The following is a 17,349-nucleotide window of genomic DNA, read 5'->3' as shown; positions in this document are numbered from 1 at the left end:
CCGGGGCGCTCCCGCCCACGGCGTCACGACGCGCGTCTGGCGGCTGCCGGGCGGGCGCTCGCCGTGCTCAGCAGCGTATCCGTGGTGCCAGCCGGACGTCGGCGGGGCCGGCGCGGTCCAGGTAGGTCGACTCGGCGAAGGCCAGGAAGCGCTCCGCGTCGGCCGCGGTCGAGGCCAGACCGAAGGAGACGCGTACCGCTCCGCCGGTCGGCAGCCGCAGCGCGGCGAGATGCTGGTCGATCGTCCCGGCGTGGGCGAGGTTCGTACGGCGCAGCGAGCGGCGGCTGATCCCGAAGGCGGCCTCGGCCGCGCCCGGGTTGCAGAAGCAGCCCGTACGCAGGGCGAAGCCGGCCGCCGACGATTCGAACGCGACGAGCCGCTCGTCGACAAGCGAGCCGTCCGGGTAGCGGAAGTTGAACGCCACGGTGCCACCCCGGGCGTCGCCCGTCGACGGCCCGTAGACGTGGACGAGCGGCTGGCCGTTGCGGTGTCGCAACGCGGTCAGCCGCTCCAGCAGCCATCCGGTGAGCAGGCCGACCCGGGTGTGGACGAGGTCGACGCCGATCGAGTCGAGCCAGCGCAGCCCGAACTCCACGTCGGGGAGGCTGAGGAAGTTCGGCGTGCCGTCCTCGAACCCCGACTCGTCCCCCATCGGCTGGTGCCAGTCGCCCTGGACGCTGACCGCCCGGATGGTGCCACCGGCGAACCAGGGTCGGCGCAGCCGGGCCAGCGCCTCGCGCCGGGCCAGCAGCGCCCCCACCCCGGTGGGGTAGCCGAAGAGCTTGTACCAGCTCAGGCAGACGAAGTCCGGCTGCACGACGCTCAGGTCCAGCCGGTTCGTCGGGGCGAAGGCGGCGGCGTCGAGCAGCACGTCGTACCCGCGCTGCCGGGCCAGCTCCACCCACCCGAGCGGATGCTGCACGCCGCTGAATTTGCTCTGTGCCGGGTAGGCGAAGAGCCCGGTGGGGCCGGACCTGCGCCGCCGGCTACGGCCGGTGGCCAGCGCGGCGATCACGTCGGACTCGGCCACCCGCAGGTCGGGCCCGGCCAGCGGCACGTAGCGGACCGGTGCGTGGGCCGCGCGGGCGTACTCCCGGATGCCGTTGACGGAGTTGTGGTTGTCCCAGGTCAGCACGAGCGGGCGGCCGCGGCCGAAGACGTACGCCTCGCCCACCAGGCGGCAGGCGCCACTGGCGTTCGGGGTGAAGACGACCACGTACTCGCGGGGGTCGGCGCGGAAGAAGTCGAGCACCGCGCGTCGGGCCGAGGCGAGCAGTGCGCCGGTCGCCCCGGAGGTGGGGTTCTCCGAGTGCGGATTGCCGTACGGGCCGGCGAGCAACCGGTCGTGGTGGGCGGCGACCTGTGCCCGCGCGGCCACCCCGGCGCCCGTGTAGTCGAGGTAGACGCGTCCGTCGCGGTCGAGGTGCCGATACTCGGTGGCGCGTAGGTCGTCGATCCGGGCGGTGCTCGCGTACGCGGCGGTCGCGGCGATGCCCACGCCGGCCGGTGCCGGGGACGCGTGTCCCTCAGCCATGAGGTGGAGTGTGGTCGGACCGGCCCAGAGCGCGCCTGTCGAGTTTGCCGTTGGGCAGGGTGGGCAGCCGTTCCAGCCGCTCAAAGACGGTGGGTACAGCCACGGCGGGCAGCCGGTCGAGCAGGTGCGCGCGCAGGGTCCGCTGAGGCACCGGTTCGGCGCAGACCACGTACGCGACGCCCTGGTAGGGGACGGCGACGCCGGCGAGGAGCACCGCCGGGTGGGACATCAGGGCGTGCTCGATCTCGGCCGGTTCGATGCGCATGCCGCCGACCTTGAGCTGCTCGTCGACGCGTCCGTGGTAGCGGAGCAGGCCGTCGGCGCCCAGGCTGACCCGGTCGCCGGTGCGGTAGACCGGTCCCCCGGACACCACCCCGGGCGAGGAGATGCACAGCTCGCCGTCGTCGATGGAGATCGTGGTGCCGGGGATCGGCCGCCCGATGGGGACGGGGTCCTCGCCCGGCGCGCACCTGTGCACGGTGCTCCAGACGGTGCACTCGGTGGGACCGTACTCGTTGTAGAGCGTCGCGTGGGGCATCCGTTCGTGATGCAGGTCGACCAGGCCGGGCGGGCAGCTCTCCCCCGCCACGATCACGGTGGTCAGGCTGGGCACCGGCGAGCGCAGCACCAGCCGGTACAGGGACGGCACCATCAGGGTGTGGGTGGGCCGGTGCGCGGTGCCGGCCCGGACCAGCGCCCGCACGTCGAACGGCCGGTCGCTCGGGATGACCAGTGTGCCCCCGGTGCACAGCGTCCAGTAGATGCCCGCCACGGAGCTGTCGAACGAGATGGACGAGCACAGCAGGAACCGCTGCGGCGCACGACCGTAGTACTCCAGCCGGGCGCCGGTCGAGTAGCTCAGCGCCGCCCGCGACACCGTGACCGCCTTCGGCACGCCGGTCGAGCCACTGGTGAACAGCGTGTACGCGTCGGGCCCGTCCCGCCAGCCGGAGCGGGCCGGGCGCAGCGACGCCAGCAGGCTCTCGGTGAGTGTCACCCGGGCACCGCTGCCCGCGGCCATCAGTTCGCGGCGCGCCGCCGGGAAGGCCGCGTCGACGGGGACGTAACGTGCTCCCGCCCGCAGTACGCCGAGCATGGCCACGACGGCCCAGCACGACAGCCGGGTGTGCACGATCACCGGCTCCCCGACGGCCACGCCCCGCTGCTGGAGATGGAGGGCGACCGCGCCGGACAAGCCGTCCAGGTCCGCGTACGTCAGGGCCTGTTCGGGATCCGTCACGGCCGGCGTCTCCCGGCGGGAGCGCAGCTGAGCGGCCAGCGCCTCGGTGATCATCGTCGCCCGGCCACGACCGGCATCCGCTTGATCCCGCCCAGCCAGGTCGACCGTACGCGCTCGACCTCGCCGGCCGGCTCGAAGGACGCGAAGGTGGCGAAGAGTTCCTCGAAGAAGACGCGCAACGTCAGTCTGGCGACGGCCGCTCCCAGGCAGTAGTGCCGCCCGTCCCCGAAGGCCAGATGCCGGTTCGGGTGGCGGTCCAGGTCCAGCGTGTCGGGGTCGGGGAAGACGGTCTCGTCGCGGTTCGCCGACCCGAGCCACACCACGACGGCGTCGCCCGCCGCGACGCGTACGCCGCCGACGGTGGTGTCCCGTGTCGCCAACCGCATGAAGTGCCCGGCGGGGGACGTGAACCGCAGCGCCTCCTCCACCGCGCGGCCGACCCGCTCGGGTCGCCGGGCCCACTGCTCGTAGCGGTCGGTGCGGATCAGCTCGGCCAGGGCCGCGCGGGGCACGTGCGGGATGGCGGCGCTGCCGCCGAGGAGCAGGCTGTAGCAGTTGGCGACGATCGCTCCGGGGCGCAGCGGCATGGCCCCCAGCAGGTCCACCAGGTCTCCGCGTGGGCGCCGACGGTGTTCGAGCACCAGGTGGAGCAGGTAGGCGAAGAGTTCCCGGTGCCCGCGGTCGAGGGTCGCCGACGGGCCGTCGGGCAGCGCGACATCCGGGTCGTGCTCGGCCACCGACATGGACACCCACCGGGCCAGGGCGGGCCAGTCCGCGGCGGGGATGCCCATCAGCGGCCCCAGGAAGGCCAGCGGCAGGGCGGAGGTGAGCTCGGCGAAGTCCAGGGTCCCGGCGGCGGGGCGGAGCATCTGCCGGACGAAGGAACGGATGGCCGGCGCGTGCCGTGCCACCGCGCGCGCGGTCATCTGCCGTTGCAGCGGCCCCCGGATGAGGCCGTGCCGCGGCGGGTCGGTCGCCGCGAACTGCTGGTTCTGCGCCGGCTCCGCCCGGCCGAGCATGGTGAGCATCACCCCACCGGTGGAGGTGAACCTGGCGTGGTCGGCCAGGACGGTCCTGGCGTCGGCGTAGCGGGTGACCGCCCAGAAGCCCGACCTGCCCTCGACCGGCTGCCAGCCGACGGGATCCCACCGGCGCAGCGTCCGCCAGGCGGCGTGCGGGTCGCCGGCGCCGTGCAGGGCGGGGTCGGCGAGGTCGATCCGGCCCGGTGGCCGGGTCTGGAGGCAGGGCGGGGTCCTCATGCGGCCAGCACCTCGTCGACCAGTTCGGCGATGGTCGGCTTGAGGAACAGCACCGCGGCGTCGACCTCGACGCCGAGCTGCTCGTAGAGGTCCATCAGCAGGTCGGCGGCGAGCAGCGAGTCGCCGCCGAGGGCGAAGAAGTCGTCCTCGACACCCACCGGCGTGACGTTCAGCTTCTCGCTCCAGAGCCGGGTCAGCATCGACTCAAGCTCGCTCCGCGTCGGCACGGACATCCTCCCAACTGTCGATGAATCGCCGGGTCAGGGCCTGCATCTCGGCCTCCCGGTAGGAGCGGCGGTACCGCAGGCAGGCGGTGTAGCCGCCGCCCGCACCCGGCTCGAGCCAGAACGCCAGCCCGTTGACGGGCAGCACCGGCCCGCCCAGCCCGAGCCCGGCCGGGATCGTCAGCGGCTCGATCCCGGCGCCGTCGGGCACCTGGATGACCTCGAACTGGGCCAGCGCCGGTCCGCCTTCGGCGAACAGCGCGTCGGCCTGCGGCACCGCGTCCAGCAGTACCGGAAACGGAATCTCGTGGGCGTACACCTCGGCGAACGCGCGGTGCACCGCGCCCACCGTCGGTGTGCCGAGCCGCACCGGCAGCACGTTCATGTACAGCCCCACGGTGTCCCAGTCGGACCGCTGCCGGCCGTGGGTCAGCACCGGGACGACCGCCTCGCCCGGGCACAGCGGGCCGAGGGCCCGCGCGAACGCGGTGAGCAGGACGACGAATGGCGTGCTGCGCACGGTCCGGGCGACCGCTGCCGCCTGCTGCTGGGTGATGCCGCTCGGCGTCCTGATCTCGGCCGTGCCGGTGTCGCCGCCGGGGCCCTGGGCCAGGGTCGGCACGTCGGCCAGCATCCGGCGCCAGAACGGCAGGGACCGGTTCACCCGCCTGGGCGCGGGGGTGGACGCGCTGGCGTGGTAGGTGGGGGCCGGGCCGGTCCCTGGTTTCATCACCTCGCGGAGCAGCAGCCGCATGGACCACGGGTCGGACACGGTGTGGTGCGCCACGAGAAGCAACTCGCGGCCGGCCAGGTACGCCCAGAGCAGGCACCGCGCGTCGGGCGGGTACCGGCCGGCGGCGGCCGCCGCCCACACGTCGTCGACGGTTCGCAGCGGCACCGGCCCCTCACCGAGTACGGGATGCCGGGCCAGGAGCGCGTCCAGGGCTCGGCGCAGGGCTGCCGGGTCGGGCTCGGCGGGCAGCCGTGCCCCGCCCAGCGCGACGAACCGGTCGGTGTCCGCCGGCCCGCCCGCCCAGGACAGAATGTGCTGCGCGTATGGCTGGTCATCCACCTCGTACACCTCCCATGGCCTTTCCGGCCGGGTCGACCGGCGACCGCCCGTGCGGCGCCGGGAGTCTCGGCGGCGGCTGCCCGCCGTCCGGCGTGCCGGCCTCGTCCGGCAGGTCGCGCCACCGCCGCAGCGGCGAGAGGTAGAGCAACAGACCGGACGCCCACACTCCGGCGGCGGCGATCCACAGCGTCGGGCGCACCCCCAGCCAACTGCCCAGCAGTCCGCCCGTCAGGGCGCCGACCGGCATCACCCCGAAGATCACCCACCGGACCGACGCGGTCATCCTGCCCAGCAGGTCCGGCGGGCAGACCCGCTGCCGGTAGCTGATCGCCGCCGCGTTGTAGATGGCGAACACCGCGCCCAGCCCCGCCATGCCGGCCGTGTAGGCGATCGCACCCCAACCGGGCTGGGCGACCGGTACGAGCAGCACCGTCCAGCCGAGCCCCAACGGGGCGATCCAGATGATCCGGGCCGTGCCCACCAGGCGCGCCAGCCGCGCGGAGACCAGGCCGCCGCCGATCCCGCCCAGCGTGGTGAGCGCCAACACCACACCGACCATGTGCTCGCTCAGGTGGAGGTCACGCACGAGGTACAGGACCGCCAACGCGAAGATCATCTGGCTGAAGAGGTTGAGCGACGCCGAGGCCGCCACCAGTCTGGGCATGATCGGGTGGCGGAACACGAAGGAGAGCCCGGCGCCCAGCTCCCGGCGGAAGTTCCGACGCGGCGCCACGGCCGGCGGTTGCTCCGGACGGCGGAGCAGCATGAGGGACACGGCGTTGACCACGTAGGCGAGCGCGTCGATGCCCACGGTACGCGCCACGCCCAGCGCCGACACGAGTGCGCTGCCCACGCCGTATCCGGCGATCCGCGAGACCGAGTACGTGGTCGTCAGCTTGCCGTTGGCGTCGAGTAGCTGGTTGCTGGCGACGACCGACGGCAGGAAGCTCTGGTGCGCGGTCTCGTACAGCACGGTGCAGACGCTGGACAGCAGCGCCACGATCCACAGTTGCGCCATCGTGACCCAGCCGGCCCACGCGCCGATGGCGACGGTGGCCACCAGCCCGGCCCGCACGAGGTGACAGACCACCATGACCCGGCGTTTGCGCATCCGGTCCACCCACACCCCGGCGGGCAGCGAGAGGAACAGGTAGGCGATCATCCGGGTGGCGCCGAGGACGCCGACCTCGACGGCGGAGGCGTCCAGCACGGTGACGGCCAGCAGCGGAATGGCCAGCATCGAGACGGCGTCGCCCACCTCGCTGAGGGTCCGCCCCGACCACAACACCATGAAGTCACGGTGTCGCCACAGACTCTCGCTCATGCCGGGTCCTCGACCGCGCGCAGCAGGAGGTCGGTCATGGTGGTCAGGAAGCGTTCCACCTCGGCGCGCCCGTACCCGCTGCGCATCACCCGCATGGTGAGCTGCACGCAGGGGTGCACCCAGGCGATCAGGTAGAAGCTGGCCCCGCTGTAGGCGCGGGGCGGGAGGAACTCGACACGCCGGGACGTCACCCCGGACGGCGCGGGGTCGGCGTCGGCGGGGGCCGGGATGAAGGTGAAGAAGCTGCCGTGGTCGAAGTCCATGGGCGCGACGGCGAACGGGTCGTAGACGCCGTGCTGCATGGCGCGCACCGCCGCGACGTTGACCTCGCGGGCCATCGGGCGCAGCGGCCCGTCAGGGTCGCAGGCGGCGAGCATGGGCACCCACTGGGTCATCGACGACACCAGGTGCCGCACCCTGGGATCCATCCGGTTCGCGGCCAACTGCCACAGCAGTTGGTCCGTCCGGCCCGTGGTCGCGGCCAGCGCCTGCGCGTAGACGGTGAGCAGCAGGGTGGGCACGGTGACCTGCAGGCGCTGCGCCGCGTGGCGAACCGCGCCGTACGGGATGCCGGTGTGCGCGCGAGCCCGCACCAGGGCACCCCGGGACACCGGGACCCGCGGTGCGGCGGCGACGATCCGCTGGCGGTACTCGCCGGCCGCGGTCAGCCTGGCCCGGAAGTCGTCGGCGCGCTGGAGTTCGGCCACCACGCGGGGCGCGGGGGCGTCGGCGAGGCGGTCACCGCGCAGCAGGGCGTGCAGGTCGGACTCCAGGATCCGCACGGCGGCGCCGTCGGCCGCGAGGTGGTGGATCACCAGATGGACCCGCGGCGGTCCACCGTCGTCGGAATCACGCACCGAGGCCCGCCACGCCGGCTGGGCGGCCAGGTCGAACGGCTCCCGTACGGACGCCTCGGCGAAGCGCACGAACGGGTCGCGCAGGACCACCTGCCGCACGGCGTCGGGCTCGTCCGCCGGCCGGTAGACGGTGCGCAGCGACTCGTGCCGCACCGCCAGCGCGGTGAGCGCCTGGCGTACCTGCTCCTCGGTGGTTCCGGCCGGAACCGGCCAGAGCACGTCCTGGTTGGACTCCCAGAGTTGCTCCGGAGGGCGCACCGAGAGGGCTCGCCACATGGAGAGCTGACCCATGGTGAGCAGGTGGCCACCCTGACCGCGCATGACTCCTCCAGCGTCTAGGAGGTGGGTGGTCACCCGCGGTGACCACCCACCGTCGTTCATCGGATCTCAGCCAGTGCAGTCGTCCTTCCGCATCGCCCGCACCTCCTCTCGTGAGAGCGGTCGGCTTCCTCCGGCGGTGAGGTCGGAGCCGGAGGCGCGTCGCCGACGTGATGGAACGTCAGGGTCAGGTCCAGCTGACGCCACGCTTGTGGACGCTGCGCATGCGCTTCTCCTCTCCCTTCGTGGCGGCCCCGTGCCCGCCCGTGATCTCAGCGTCGGCCGCCGCCCGCCTCGGCGGTAGGGCTGTCGGCGGTCGAGGTCGTTCGGCCTTGTTCGACCGGGACCTCGAACGTGGTCGGCGTGCAGGCAGACCGCCGCGGCCACAGCGGCACGAGGGCGAGGACCGCCGCCGCGCCCGACAATCCGCTGAGCCCGATCACCGTGGTCGCCGGCCACCGGTCCGCGGCCAGACCCGCCATGACCATCGCCGCCCCCTGGAGCCCGCTCAGACCGGTGATGGCCACCCCGAACGCGCGTCCCCGGTAATGGATCGGCACGGCCCGGCCGAACAATGCGTTCAGCGGGATGGCGAAGGCGCTCGCGGCGCCGGCCAGCACCAACAGCAGGAGTACGACCCACAGTGGAGGGACGAGCCAGGTCGCCGCCAGCACCCCGGCGGAGAGCGCGGCCAGAGGCAGGATCAGTCGTGGCCGGGCCGCCGGAGGACAGAGCCGGGTGAGAGCGACCCCGCCGAGGGCCATCCCCGTCGGCGCCGCCGCCAGCAACAGCCCGACGGTGCCGGCGCCGCCTCCGTACTGTCGGGCCAGCGGCGCCATCAGTCCTTCGGCGGCGTAGGTGAAGGCGCTGGCCGCCCACAGGACGAGGACGTAGGCGCGCAGCCGGGGATCGGTGAAGATCACCCGCAGGCCGGCCGCCCGGTCGCCGCGGGCCGGACGGCCGGGCGCCCGGGGCGCGGGGCGGGAACGAACGCCGATCATGATCAGAAGGGCGGAGACGAGGAACGTGCCGGCGTCCACCAGCAGCGCTCCGCGCAGCGACAGCAGCGCCACCAGGCTCCCCCCGGCGGCGAAGCCGAGCACCTGCACGACCTGGGCGCAGACGTTGTCCACGCCGTTCGCCACCGCGTAACGGTCACCGTCGAGCACTTCGGGCATCAGCGCCGCCCTCGCGGCCACGAACGGCGGCCGCATCAGGTTGACCGCGAACAGCAGCGCCACCAGGGCGGGCGCGGGGAGGTCCGGCAGCGCCGCCGCCGGGACGAGCGCCGCCCGGGCAAGGTCGCACACGACCAGGATCCGCCGCCGGGGGAACCGGTCGGCGAGGCCGGACAGCAGCGGCCCGCCCGCGAGCCAGGCGAGGTAGGAACTGGCGTAGGCGGCCGCCGCGAGCGCGGCCGAGCCGGTGCCGGTGTAGACGAGGTACGCCACGGTCACGGCCGTGAGCTGGTCACCCGCCAGGGACAGCAGGTACGCCACGAACAGGTAGCGGTACTCGCGCACCGCGAACACCTCGGCGTACGTCGCGGCGCGCTCGGTCACTCCGCCCCCCGTCCTGTCCCACCACCGGCTGCCCTGCGGGCACTGGGTCCAGAACGTATCCACGCCTGCGACGTCGGGGCCGGGACCAGGCGTTCGAGGATGTTCGGATCCGTACGGGTGGGCTCGGGAGGCCGGCGGGCTCCGCTCGTGATCACGCCATCGCACCTGGCGCACCCACCCGTGTGGGAATGACCCGACCGTGTCGATTGCGTCGAACAGAGCCCCGCTGCCGCTGCGGTGTCCTCACGATGGGAACGACATGGTTGGACTCGACAAAGACGGGTGGGCGAGATGAGGCGTCGACGGAGCAGGAAGGTGCCGCTGATGCAGGCGGCGGCGACGTCCATGGCCCCGGTGGTGACGGCGGCGGTCGTCGTACGAGCAAGCCGTCGCCGTGCCGTGCACGGCACGACGGCCGGTGATCTTCCTGCCCTGCGGGACAACGTGTTCGGCGAGACAGGCGACGGCGGCGCGGCCGGCCGGGTGAAGGAGACGACGTCCTCGGCGCGGTGAGGGCGGGACAGCGGCGCCCGCGAGCGATCAGGCACGTACGGCTGTGCGGAAGCCCGGTGACCGCCAGGTCTTCCGCTCACCCCGCGTGAGCGGCCCGGTGGGTCTCGCCACGGCGGCCTCGCGCGGCCGGCCGTGCGAGGCCGGGCTCGACTCCGAACAGGTGGCGCGGGGCTGCCGGGCGTCAGTGCACCTGACCGTGCTCTGGGCCGGCGTTCAGGGACGCGGAGTGCCGTCCCATCTCCACGACGTTCGCGCCGGTAGGCCGGGTAGGTCCGCCCGGCCGGTAGCCCAGAGGAGCGTCGACCACGGCTCGCCGGTTGACGGCACGGAGGGGAACAGCCGGCGCAGCGCTCCCGTACACAGGTCGGCAGGCGGCGACCACGTCAGGTCCAGCCCGGCGGCCACGTCGTACATGTGGACCAGGACCTCGACCACGCCCATCGCGGCGAACCCGGAGGGGTCGGAGAGACCGTACGCGTGAAACGACCGCCGGTCCGGCGGCGCGGCATCGATCATAGCTGCCAGCATCGCCCCGCACGCCTCGAAGACCTGCACCAACCCGGACGGCCCCTCAGCCGGGTCCACGTAGATCGTCAAGGGCGGGCCACCCTCGCGGCGTCGCTGCCAACCGAACGGCACGTGGGTACGCGTGGACGGATGCGCGGGACCGAGCTGCGCGGCGTACCCGAAAAGGTCGTCGCTCATGTGCTCGACCGTCTCCCAGCAACTCCACTCCAGTCCGCCGGCCGGCTTCTGCCAGTCGAGATGGGTGGCTGCCGCCAGAGTCTCGCGGGCAAGCCCGGCAGCGCGCGTCACGTCGTCTGCGATCATCCAACGATTACGGGAGCAAGGCCGGGCCTGAAGCAACCCCATTTTCACGCTCGACGGGGTGGACCCACACGGGCAACCAAGACAGTCGGGCAATCGGTCGGGCATCAGCCACCGAGCGGCGCACCACGATGCGCATTGCTCATTCGAAGACCACGTGTTCACAGACAATGGAGAGCCTCGTGGACGCCTCCGAGATCCCCACTCCGTAAACGGTCCCGTCAGCGCTCCGAGACGCCTCCGCGTCCCTGATTCTCCTGAGCATCACGGAGCCCTGGCTTGCCACGCCCGTTACGCCGGACCGAACCGCCGCCTCCGCGATCGGCCGCATCACGGCCGGATCGTCATGAACGACTTTCCTCAAGGCTCTCGCATTCTCCCTACAGGCCCACTCACCCAACGCGGAGCCGCTCAGCGTCCCGGTCGGTATGGGCACAGCACTTGCTGAGTGCGCCTGACCGACAGGACCCGGGGCGTGCGAAGGGGCGGCTTGCGGGGCAGACTCGCCGAACCCGCAGCCCGGCAGAATGGCGGCCAGCCCGAGGAGGAGGACTGTCCGGACACGGTGCGACACCGGCTGAGGCTACCCGGCCATCGGGAAGCGCGTGTTGGCGGCCGGGCCAGGGTCCGGATGCGGCGGACCGGAGGGGATTCGAACCCCCGGTGGGGCATGGCACGCCAGCCGCCCCACACACCCTTGGGTCGCCCGCCGCGACGTCCAAGCACATGATCGGATCGGACCTCTACGGTCGGGCGCAGCCGGGGTCATTCGGCCAGGCTTGACGTCGAAAGGAGGCCCCGTGATCGCGGCACTCAACCGGCTTGTCGACCTGGTCGAGAAGCACCTCACCGAAGAGTTCGACGTCAACGGACTGGCCAGGGCGCTCGGCACGACCGAATACCACCTGCGCCGGATGTTCTCGTCGTTGGCCGGCATGCCGCTGTCGGAGTACGTGCGCCGGCGCCGCATGACCGTCGCCGCTGCCGACGTCGTTCGGGGCGAGGACGATCTGCTGAGCATCGCCGTCCGGCACGGATACGGCTCAACCGAGGCGTTCGGACGTGCGTTCCGGGCGGTTCACGGCGCCAACCCCGGTGACGTTCGCCGCGACGGAGGTCCCCTTCGCACACAACCGCAGCTCAAACTCCGCCTGACCGTCGAAGGAAGCATCCCCATGGACACCCGCATCGTGGACCGCCCCGCGTTCCGGCTCGCCGGACACGCGGCCCGGGTTCCGCTCATCCACCAGGGCATCAACCCGCACATCCAGCAGCACATCACCGCGCTCCCACCGCAGGAGCATCTCCGGCTGAAGGCCCTCAGCGACACCGACCCGGGAGGGCTGCTACGGCTGCGTGGACGAAGGTCGCTTCCTCAGCGTGCGCACCGCGGTCGAAGACACCGCGGCCAGTTCGGGCTGCGCAGGCAGAAACACCGTGGGGACACCCAGCGACTGGTTCATCGCGGCGAGCTGGTACTCGGTCCAAAGGTCGGTGGTGTTACGCACGCCGCGAACGATCACTCCTACTTCGTGGCGACGGCAGTAGGTGGAGGTCAACCCGCTCCAGGCCGCAACGGTGACGGAGGTCCATTCGACCGGCAGAATGGCCCGAACAGCGGCCGCTCGTTCTTCTTCGTCGGTGCCCGGATGCTTGCTGCTGTTGACCGCGACGAGCACGACCACTTCGTCGAAGAGGTCGCGTGCCCGTTTCACCACATTCAGATGCCCGGGAGTGAAGGGATCAAAGCTGCCGGGGTAGACGGCTCGCACGCGTACACGACCGGGGGTGCGTGCTGTCGAACGTGACCCTGCCGACGGTTCGGGTGTCACGGCCGCAAGACCCCCTGCACGTCGCGGATGACCTGCTCAGAGGCCAGCGGGAGGCTCGCGGCTCGCACGTCACTGCTGCAGCCAGGCACGGCGAGTCGTTCGCCGACTCGACCCAGGTGGGCGTACAGGTTGCCCCCGGGATGCGCGATCTGCTCAGCTCCATGCCGGCGGAGCCAGACCCGCACGCCTTTGTCGGTGCTCATGGCCCGACTGTAGGTATCGGCTGTCGGATTCGCCTGCCCCTGGGTGTGGGCGATGTGTCACAGCGCCGTGGATACGTCTGGCACTCGCCTGGCTGAGGGTCGGCAAACGCTCGGCCGGGGTGCAGGCGGTACACGGGCACCGCGGGTCGTGGCGAAACAGCCAGGTCGGGGTGTTCCTGGCCTACGCATCACCCGGAGGCCGGGCGCTGATCGACCGCAGGCTCCACCTACCCGAGACGACCTGGTGCGACCGCCCCGATCGCCGCGCCGCCGCCGGAGTCTCCGACCAGGTCGCCTTCGCCTTCTCGATGTCCGAGAGTGAGTCGACACGCAGAGGCTTCAGGGGAGGTCGACCGGCCCGTACCGGGTCCGGGTGGCCCCGGTGCTCAGCGCCCAGTAGCGGTCGCCGAACGACCAGTGCCACCATTCGGTCGGGTAGTTGACCATGCCGGCGGACGAGAGCGTCCGGGCGAGGATGTCGCGGTTGGTGCGGGCCTGCGGGGAGACGTGGGGTGATCCGGTGAAGCAGGCGTTGGCGCTGTCCACCGGGCTGGCGTTGACGATCGTGCCCAGGTCCAGTTCGAGGCCGTCGGCCGTGCAGAGGGTGAGGTCGACCGTCCCGCCGGTGCTGTGCGGAGCCACCTCGGGCGGCGAGATGTACTTGCTGGCCTCGAGGTGCCGGCGCGCCGAGTCCCACTCCGGGTACCTGCGGCGCAGTTCGTCCTTGTAGCTCTCGAAGTAGGTCGTCTGCAGGCTGAGCGGCCGGTACCCTCGATGATCAGCAGCCGCAGTCCTCGGGGCAGGGTCCGCTGGGCGGCGAGCAGGCGCTGGACCGTTGCCTCACGAAGGTGCGCGTAGGCCCCGGCCTCGTCGGCCAGGCGATCGTCGACCCGAAGGTCCGCAACCTGGCGCACGTCGACCAGGGCTTCCCCGTTGTCGCCCAGCGGGATGGCCGAGATTCGCCGATCAGACAGCAGGATCATGACCGGCACCGGCCGGCGGCGTCGATGATTGCGCTGGCCACGGCTGCGGCCGCGTGGGGGCGGCCGTGTCGACGGGCGACGTTGGCCAGTTCCTGGCGTCGTTCCGGGTGGTCGAGCAGCACCATGATCTCCTCGTAGAGGCGGTTGGCGGAGGCGTCGGGGCCGGCGAGCATCCGGGAGGCACCGGCGTCGGCGAGGTGTCGTGCGGTCCGCCGTTGTTCGTCGCCGCTGGTGGGGATGAGCGGGATGAGGACGCATGCCTTGCCCAGGGCGGTGAGTTCGGCGACGGTGCCGGCGCCGCTGCGCGCGACGACGATGTCCGCGGCGCTCAGGACGTCCGGCAGCTCGCCGTGGACGTAGTCGACGACCCGGTACCTGCTGCGCAGGTGTTCCGGAAGGGCGGCCGCGACCTGCCACATCCGGTCGAGGGAGTAGTCGCCGCACTGGTGCAGCACCTGACATTTCGGCAGGAGTCCGGGGAGGATGTCGGCGATCAGGTTGTTGACCTGGACGGCGCCCTGGGCGCCGCCGGTGACGTACACCAGCGGCAGGCGGGGGTCCAGGTGGTATGCGTTGAGCGCCCGGTTGCGGTCACCCGTGAGGATCTCGGGTCGGACCGGGTTGCCGGTGATCACCGCGCGGGTCCGCGCTCCGGCGGGCAGGTGGTCGATGGAGGATTCGTGGCTCAGCAGGACTCGATCAGCGAGGCGGGCGAGGATCCGGTTCGCCAGCCCGAGCGTGAGGACCTGCTCGTGCATGACCAGCGGGCGGCGGGTCATCCAGGCGGCGATCCCGATCGGGACGGAGACGTATCCGCCGGTGGAGAAGACCACCTCGGGCCGGGTGCGTACCACGATCATGATGGCCTGGACGATGCCGAGCGGCACGCGCAAGGCGTCGGCGACGTTGCGGCCCCACTCGTGCAGGTTCGGCGAGCGGCGCAGTTTGCCGGTGGTGATCGCTGTGAAGGGGATGCCCTCCTGCCGGGCGATTCTGGCCTCCAGTCCGTGGGCGACGCCCACCCAGCGGACGTCGGGTTCGGTGCCGGCTGTCGCTAGCCGGTCGCGGAGCGTACGGATCGTGGTCAGCGCCGGGTAGGTGTGCCCGCCCGTTCCGCCGCCCGTGACGATCATGCGGAGACCACGGAGATGTTCCGCGGTGTAGACGGCCATCAGGAGGGACTCTTGCATGGGGAGGCGGTGTCGCGTCGGTGCAGTGCGCCCTGGACGAGGATGTCGAGCAGTGCCGGGTAGCCGACGCCGGCCCGCTGCCAGATCTGCGGGTACTGGGAGGCGGCGGTGAATCCGGGGAAGGTGTTGACCTCGTTGATCACCGGCTCCCGGTGGTCTCCGGTCCACCCTGTGCCGTGGTCGGCGTCCGGATCCGGGAGGAAGAAGTCGACGCGGAGCAGCCCACGGCATCCGAGCGCGTGGAACGCCTGCACGGCCCGGTCCTGCAGTAGTCGGGTGGTGCCGGGGTCGAGCTGGGCCGGAATGTGGAAGACAGCACCGCCGTCGTACTTGGCGTCGTAGTCGAAGAAGGAGGCGTTCGCCACCCGTATCTCCAGCGGCGGCCCGGCCTCGACGCGACCGTCGGGGTGCTGAAGGACGCCGACGTCGATCTCGCGCCCACGCACGGCGCGTTCGACGAGAACCTTCGCGTCGCTCTCGCGCGCGAGCCGCAGGGCGGCGGGCAGTTGCGCCCATTGTTCGACCTTGGAGACGCCCAGGCTGGAGCCGGCCCGGGCCGGTTTGACGAAGACAGGCAGTCCCAGCCGTTCCTGATCCCGCGACGACAGCTCCTCGTCGGGGCGCAGCGTCACCCCGGCGGCCACGCGCAGGCCGTCGGCGGCGAGGAGTTTCTTCGTGACCGACTTGTCCATCCCGGCGGCGCTGGCGAAAACACCGTTTCCGACGAACGCGACGCCGAGCCACTCCAGCATCGACTGGACGGTGCCGTCCTCACCGTACGGGCCGTGCAGCGCCGGGAACACCACGTCCTGGTCGCCGAGGGTCCGCAGCGCCTGCGCGAACGTGGCCCGGTCGCCGTTCACCCGCCACTGGCCGTCCCGCTCGATCAGCACCTCCGTCACGTCGTACGTGTCGCGGTCGAGATGGGCCAGGATGCTTTCCGCCGAGCGTCGGGAGACGTCGTGCTCCCCGCTGCGCCCACCGAACAGCACCGCCAAACGAACAGTCACGATGTTGCCGCTTCCCCGTGTAGGTGTGCGCGCGCCACCCGCGCGCCGATTCCGGTCAAGACCTCGTGCGGGATGGTGCCGGCCCACTGAGCCCAGTCGGCGGCCGTCGGCTCGGCCGGGTCGGGCGAGCCGGGCTCGGCGCCGGGGCCGAAGACGACCACGGGATCGCCGAGCGCCACCGGTAGATCGCCGGCATCGACGACGCACTGATCCATGGCGATGCGGCCGACGATCGGGCATCGTCGACCGGCGAGCCAGACCCACGCGCGGCCCTCGGCGGTGCGCGAGAGACCATCGGCGTACCCGAGCGGCAGCAGAGCGAGCGTGGTCGGCCGATCGGTCACGTGGTCGGGCCCGTACGAGACGCCGGTCCCGGCGGGCACGCGTTTCAGGTTGATCACCTTTGACCGCAGGGTCATGGCGGGTCGCAGGCCGAAACGGCGGGGACCGGCCGCGCCAAAGGGGTCGATGCCATACATGGCCAGGCCGATCCGACAGAGATCGAACCGGGTCTCCGGGGCGGCCAGTGCCGCCGCCGAATTCGCCAGATGCACCACTTCCGGATCAAGTCCGGCATCTCGGACGATCCGCAGTGCCTCCCGGAACGTCGACAGCTGCCGCGCGATGCTCGGGCAGCCCGGCACGTCGGCGTTGGTCAAGTGGGACCACACCCCGTGCACCCGGACGCTGCCCTCCGCCTCGTGCTTGCGGGCCCAGGCGACCAGCTCGGGCCATTCGTCGCCGGTGGCACCGTTGCGGGACAGACCCACGTCCGCCTTGAGCTGGACCATGGCGGGCACACCGAGACCCGTGGCCGCGTCGGCGATCGCGCGCAGATGGGTCAGGGTCGACACCGCGATGTCGACGTCCGCGGCGATCAGGCGGGTGAAGTCCTCGTCCGGCCGGTGCAGCCAGCTCAGGACGGGCGCGCCGATGCCCGCCGATCGCAGTGCCATCGCCTCCGTCGCCGAGGTCACGCCCAGCCAGTCGGCGCCGGCCCCCAACGCAGCCCGCGCCACCGGCACCGCGCCGTGCCCGAACGCGTCGGCCTTCACCACGGCCATCAATCCGGTACGTGCGATCGCTGCGATCGTCCGAACATTCTGCGCGATCGCCGCGAGATCTATCACGGCCTCGGCCAGCTCGGCACTCTCACTGATCACACCGGTCCCCGCGCGCCGACCGCGCGTACCCGGCGTCACCCGGCAGCCCTGGGTTCGACGGGCGGTTCGTCCGGCGGTTCGGCGGCCCCGTGCCCGCCGACAGCGGCGGCCCGGCGCACCGCGAGCGTCTCCCGGATCCGCCGCCGGACCGCCCGCCGCTGTCGCTCCCCGCGGCGGCCTGGGTGTGCTGGTTCCAGGATCATGTCCGGCTCCTGACTGACATGACCGGCACGGTAG

Annotated in this window: 17 protein-coding genes and 2 pseudogenes; 3 read left to right on the top strand and 16 right to left on the bottom strand. The window is 72.1% G+C overall.

Translation table 11 applies throughout. From position 1 onward, the window contains the following. Positions 1 to 67 precede the first annotated feature (67 nt). From ACZ6O2_RS24275 to ACZ6O2_RS24240, 8 genes are all read right to left on the bottom strand, one after another. The gene (locus ACZ6O2_RS24275; RefSeq protein ID WP_466024384.1) at positions 68 to 1,534 is read right to left on the bottom strand and encodes an aminotransferase class V-fold PLP-dependent enzyme; all 1,467 of its coding nucleotides are present in this window, start codon (positions 1,532 to 1,534) and stop codon (positions 68 to 70) included. Then, positions 1,527 to 2,828, bottom strand: a complete 1,302-nt coding sequence (locus tag ACZ6O2_RS24270; RefSeq protein ID WP_466024383.1) for an amino acid adenylation domain-containing protein — start codon at positions 2,826 to 2,828, stop codon at positions 1,527 to 1,529. Before ACZ6O2_RS24270 ends, ACZ6O2_RS24275 begins: the two co-directional genes overlap by 8 nt. After that, positions 2,825 to 4,033, bottom strand: coding sequence for a cytochrome P450 (locus ACZ6O2_RS24265; protein ID WP_466024382.1), 1,209 nt, complete (start codon positions 4,031 to 4,033; stop codon positions 2,825 to 2,827). The genes ACZ6O2_RS24270 and ACZ6O2_RS24265 overlap by 4 nt, the downstream gene beginning before the upstream one ends. Continuing rightward, entirely contained in the window at positions 4,030 to 4,266 is a 237-nt protein-coding gene (locus ACZ6O2_RS24260; protein ID WP_350708107.1) for a phosphopantetheine-binding protein, read from the bottom strand. The genes ACZ6O2_RS24265 and ACZ6O2_RS24260 overlap by 4 nt, the downstream gene beginning before the upstream one ends. Beyond that, a complete protein-coding gene (locus ACZ6O2_RS24255) occupies positions 4,238 to 5,329 on the bottom strand; it encodes a condensation domain-containing protein (RefSeq protein ID WP_466024381.1) in 1,092 nt (363 codons plus the stop codon). The genes ACZ6O2_RS24260 and ACZ6O2_RS24255 overlap by 29 nt, the downstream gene beginning before the upstream one ends. Continuing rightward, entirely contained in the window at positions 5,322 to 6,653 is a 1,332-nt protein-coding gene (locus tag ACZ6O2_RS24250) for an MFS transporter (protein WP_466024380.1), read from the bottom strand. The genes ACZ6O2_RS24255 and ACZ6O2_RS24250 overlap by 8 nt, the downstream gene beginning before the upstream one ends. Then, positions 6,650 to 7,831 (bottom strand): condensation domain-containing protein, encoded by a 1,182-nt coding sequence (locus tag ACZ6O2_RS24245; RefSeq protein ID WP_466024379.1) that lies wholly within the window; start codon positions 7,829 to 7,831, stop codon positions 6,650 to 6,652. The genes ACZ6O2_RS24250 and ACZ6O2_RS24245 overlap by 4 nt, the downstream gene beginning before the upstream one ends. Before the next feature lie 269 nt (positions 7,832 to 8,100). Then, positions 8,101 to 9,390 (bottom strand): MFS transporter, encoded by a 1,290-nt coding sequence (locus ACZ6O2_RS24240; RefSeq protein ID WP_466024378.1) that lies wholly within the window; start codon positions 9,388 to 9,390, stop codon positions 8,101 to 8,103. A 291-nt stretch (positions 9,391 to 9,681) separates the two neighbouring features. On the opposite strand from ACZ6O2_RS24240, the gene ACZ6O2_RS24235 reads away from it, so the two are divergent. Next, positions 9,682 to 9,903 carry a hypothetical protein gene (locus tag ACZ6O2_RS24235; protein ID WP_466024377.1) on the top strand — a complete coding sequence of 74 codons (222 nt, stop codon included), beginning with the start codon at positions 9,682 to 9,684 and terminating at the stop codon, positions 9,901 to 9,903. Between the two features lie 213 nt (positions 9,904 to 10,116). On the opposite strand, the gene ACZ6O2_RS24230 is transcribed toward ACZ6O2_RS24235, so the two are convergent. Continuing rightward, entirely contained in the window at positions 10,117 to 10,734 is a 618-nt protein-coding gene (locus tag ACZ6O2_RS24230; RefSeq protein ID WP_466024376.1) for a hypothetical protein, read from the bottom strand. A gap of 602 nt (positions 10,735 to 11,336) precedes the next feature. On the opposite strand from ACZ6O2_RS24230, the pseudogene ACZ6O2_RS24225 reads away from it, so the two are divergent. Beyond that, a pseudogene (locus tag ACZ6O2_RS24225) lies at positions 11,337 to 11,828 on the top strand (helix-turn-helix transcriptional regulator); the annotation flags it as partial. Here the strand turns inward: ACZ6O2_RS24225 and ACZ6O2_RS24220 are convergent. The 3 genes from ACZ6O2_RS24220 to ACZ6O2_RS24210 form a co-directional block, all read right to left on the bottom strand. Next, on the bottom strand, positions 11,775 to 12,008 hold the full coding sequence (locus tag ACZ6O2_RS24220) for a hypothetical protein (protein WP_466024375.1): 234 nt from the start codon (positions 12,006 to 12,008) through the stop codon (positions 11,775 to 11,777). The pseudogene ACZ6O2_RS24225 and the gene ACZ6O2_RS24220 overlap by 54 nt on opposite strands. 69 nt (positions 12,009 to 12,077) lie before the next feature. After that, entirely contained in the window at positions 12,078 to 12,446 is a 369-nt protein-coding gene (locus ACZ6O2_RS24215) for a nucleotidyl transferase family protein (protein WP_466024408.1), read from the bottom strand. A 113-nt stretch (positions 12,447 to 12,559) separates the two neighbouring features. Next, positions 12,560 to 12,766, bottom strand: a complete 207-nt coding sequence (locus ACZ6O2_RS24210) for a DUF6817 domain-containing protein (protein ID WP_466024374.1) — start codon at positions 12,764 to 12,766, stop codon at positions 12,560 to 12,562. A gap of 89 nt (positions 12,767 to 12,855) precedes the next feature. On the opposite strand from ACZ6O2_RS24210, the pseudogene ACZ6O2_RS24205 reads away from it, so the two are divergent. After that, positions 12,856 to 13,068: pseudogene (locus tag ACZ6O2_RS24205) on the top strand (transposase); the annotation flags it as partial. A gap of 37 nt (positions 13,069 to 13,105) precedes the next feature. Here the strand turns inward: ACZ6O2_RS24205 and ACZ6O2_RS24200 are convergent. The 4 genes from ACZ6O2_RS24200 to alr all read right to left on the bottom strand — a co-directional run bounded on the left by ACZ6O2_RS24200 (position 13,106) and on the right by alr (position 17,112). After that, the gene (locus tag ACZ6O2_RS24200; RefSeq protein WP_466024373.1) at positions 13,106 to 13,408 is read right to left on the bottom strand and encodes a M15 family metallopeptidase; all 303 of its coding nucleotides are present in this window, start codon (positions 13,406 to 13,408) and stop codon (positions 13,106 to 13,108) included. 337 nt (positions 13,409 to 13,745) lie between these two features. Continuing rightward, positions 13,746 to 14,921: a UDP-N-acetylglucosamine--N-acetylmuramyl-(pentapeptide) pyrophosphoryl-undecaprenol N-acetylglucosamine transferase gene (locus ACZ6O2_RS24195; RefSeq protein ID WP_466024407.1), complete on the bottom strand. Its 1,176-nt coding sequence runs from the start codon at positions 14,919 to 14,921 to the stop codon at positions 13,746 to 13,748. Continuing rightward, on the bottom strand, positions 14,921 to 15,949 hold the full coding sequence (locus ACZ6O2_RS24190; RefSeq protein WP_466024372.1) for a D-alanine--D-alanine ligase family protein: 1,029 nt from the start codon (positions 15,947 to 15,949) through the stop codon (positions 14,921 to 14,923). Before ACZ6O2_RS24190 ends, ACZ6O2_RS24195 begins: the two co-directional genes overlap by 1 nt. Beyond that, positions 15,946 to 17,112 (bottom strand): alanine racemase, encoded by a 1,167-nt coding sequence (gene alr, locus ACZ6O2_RS24185; protein ID WP_466024371.1) that lies wholly within the window; start codon positions 17,110 to 17,112, stop codon positions 15,946 to 15,948. The genes ACZ6O2_RS24190 and alr overlap by 4 nt, the downstream gene beginning before the upstream one ends. Positions 17,113 to 17,349: the final 237 nt, after the last annotated feature.

This window comes from Micromonospora sp. NPDC048040 (assembly GCF_055587185.1).
The sequence above is the reverse complement of the archived record's forward strand: the minus strand, read 5'-3'. Positions and strand labels throughout refer to the sequence as shown.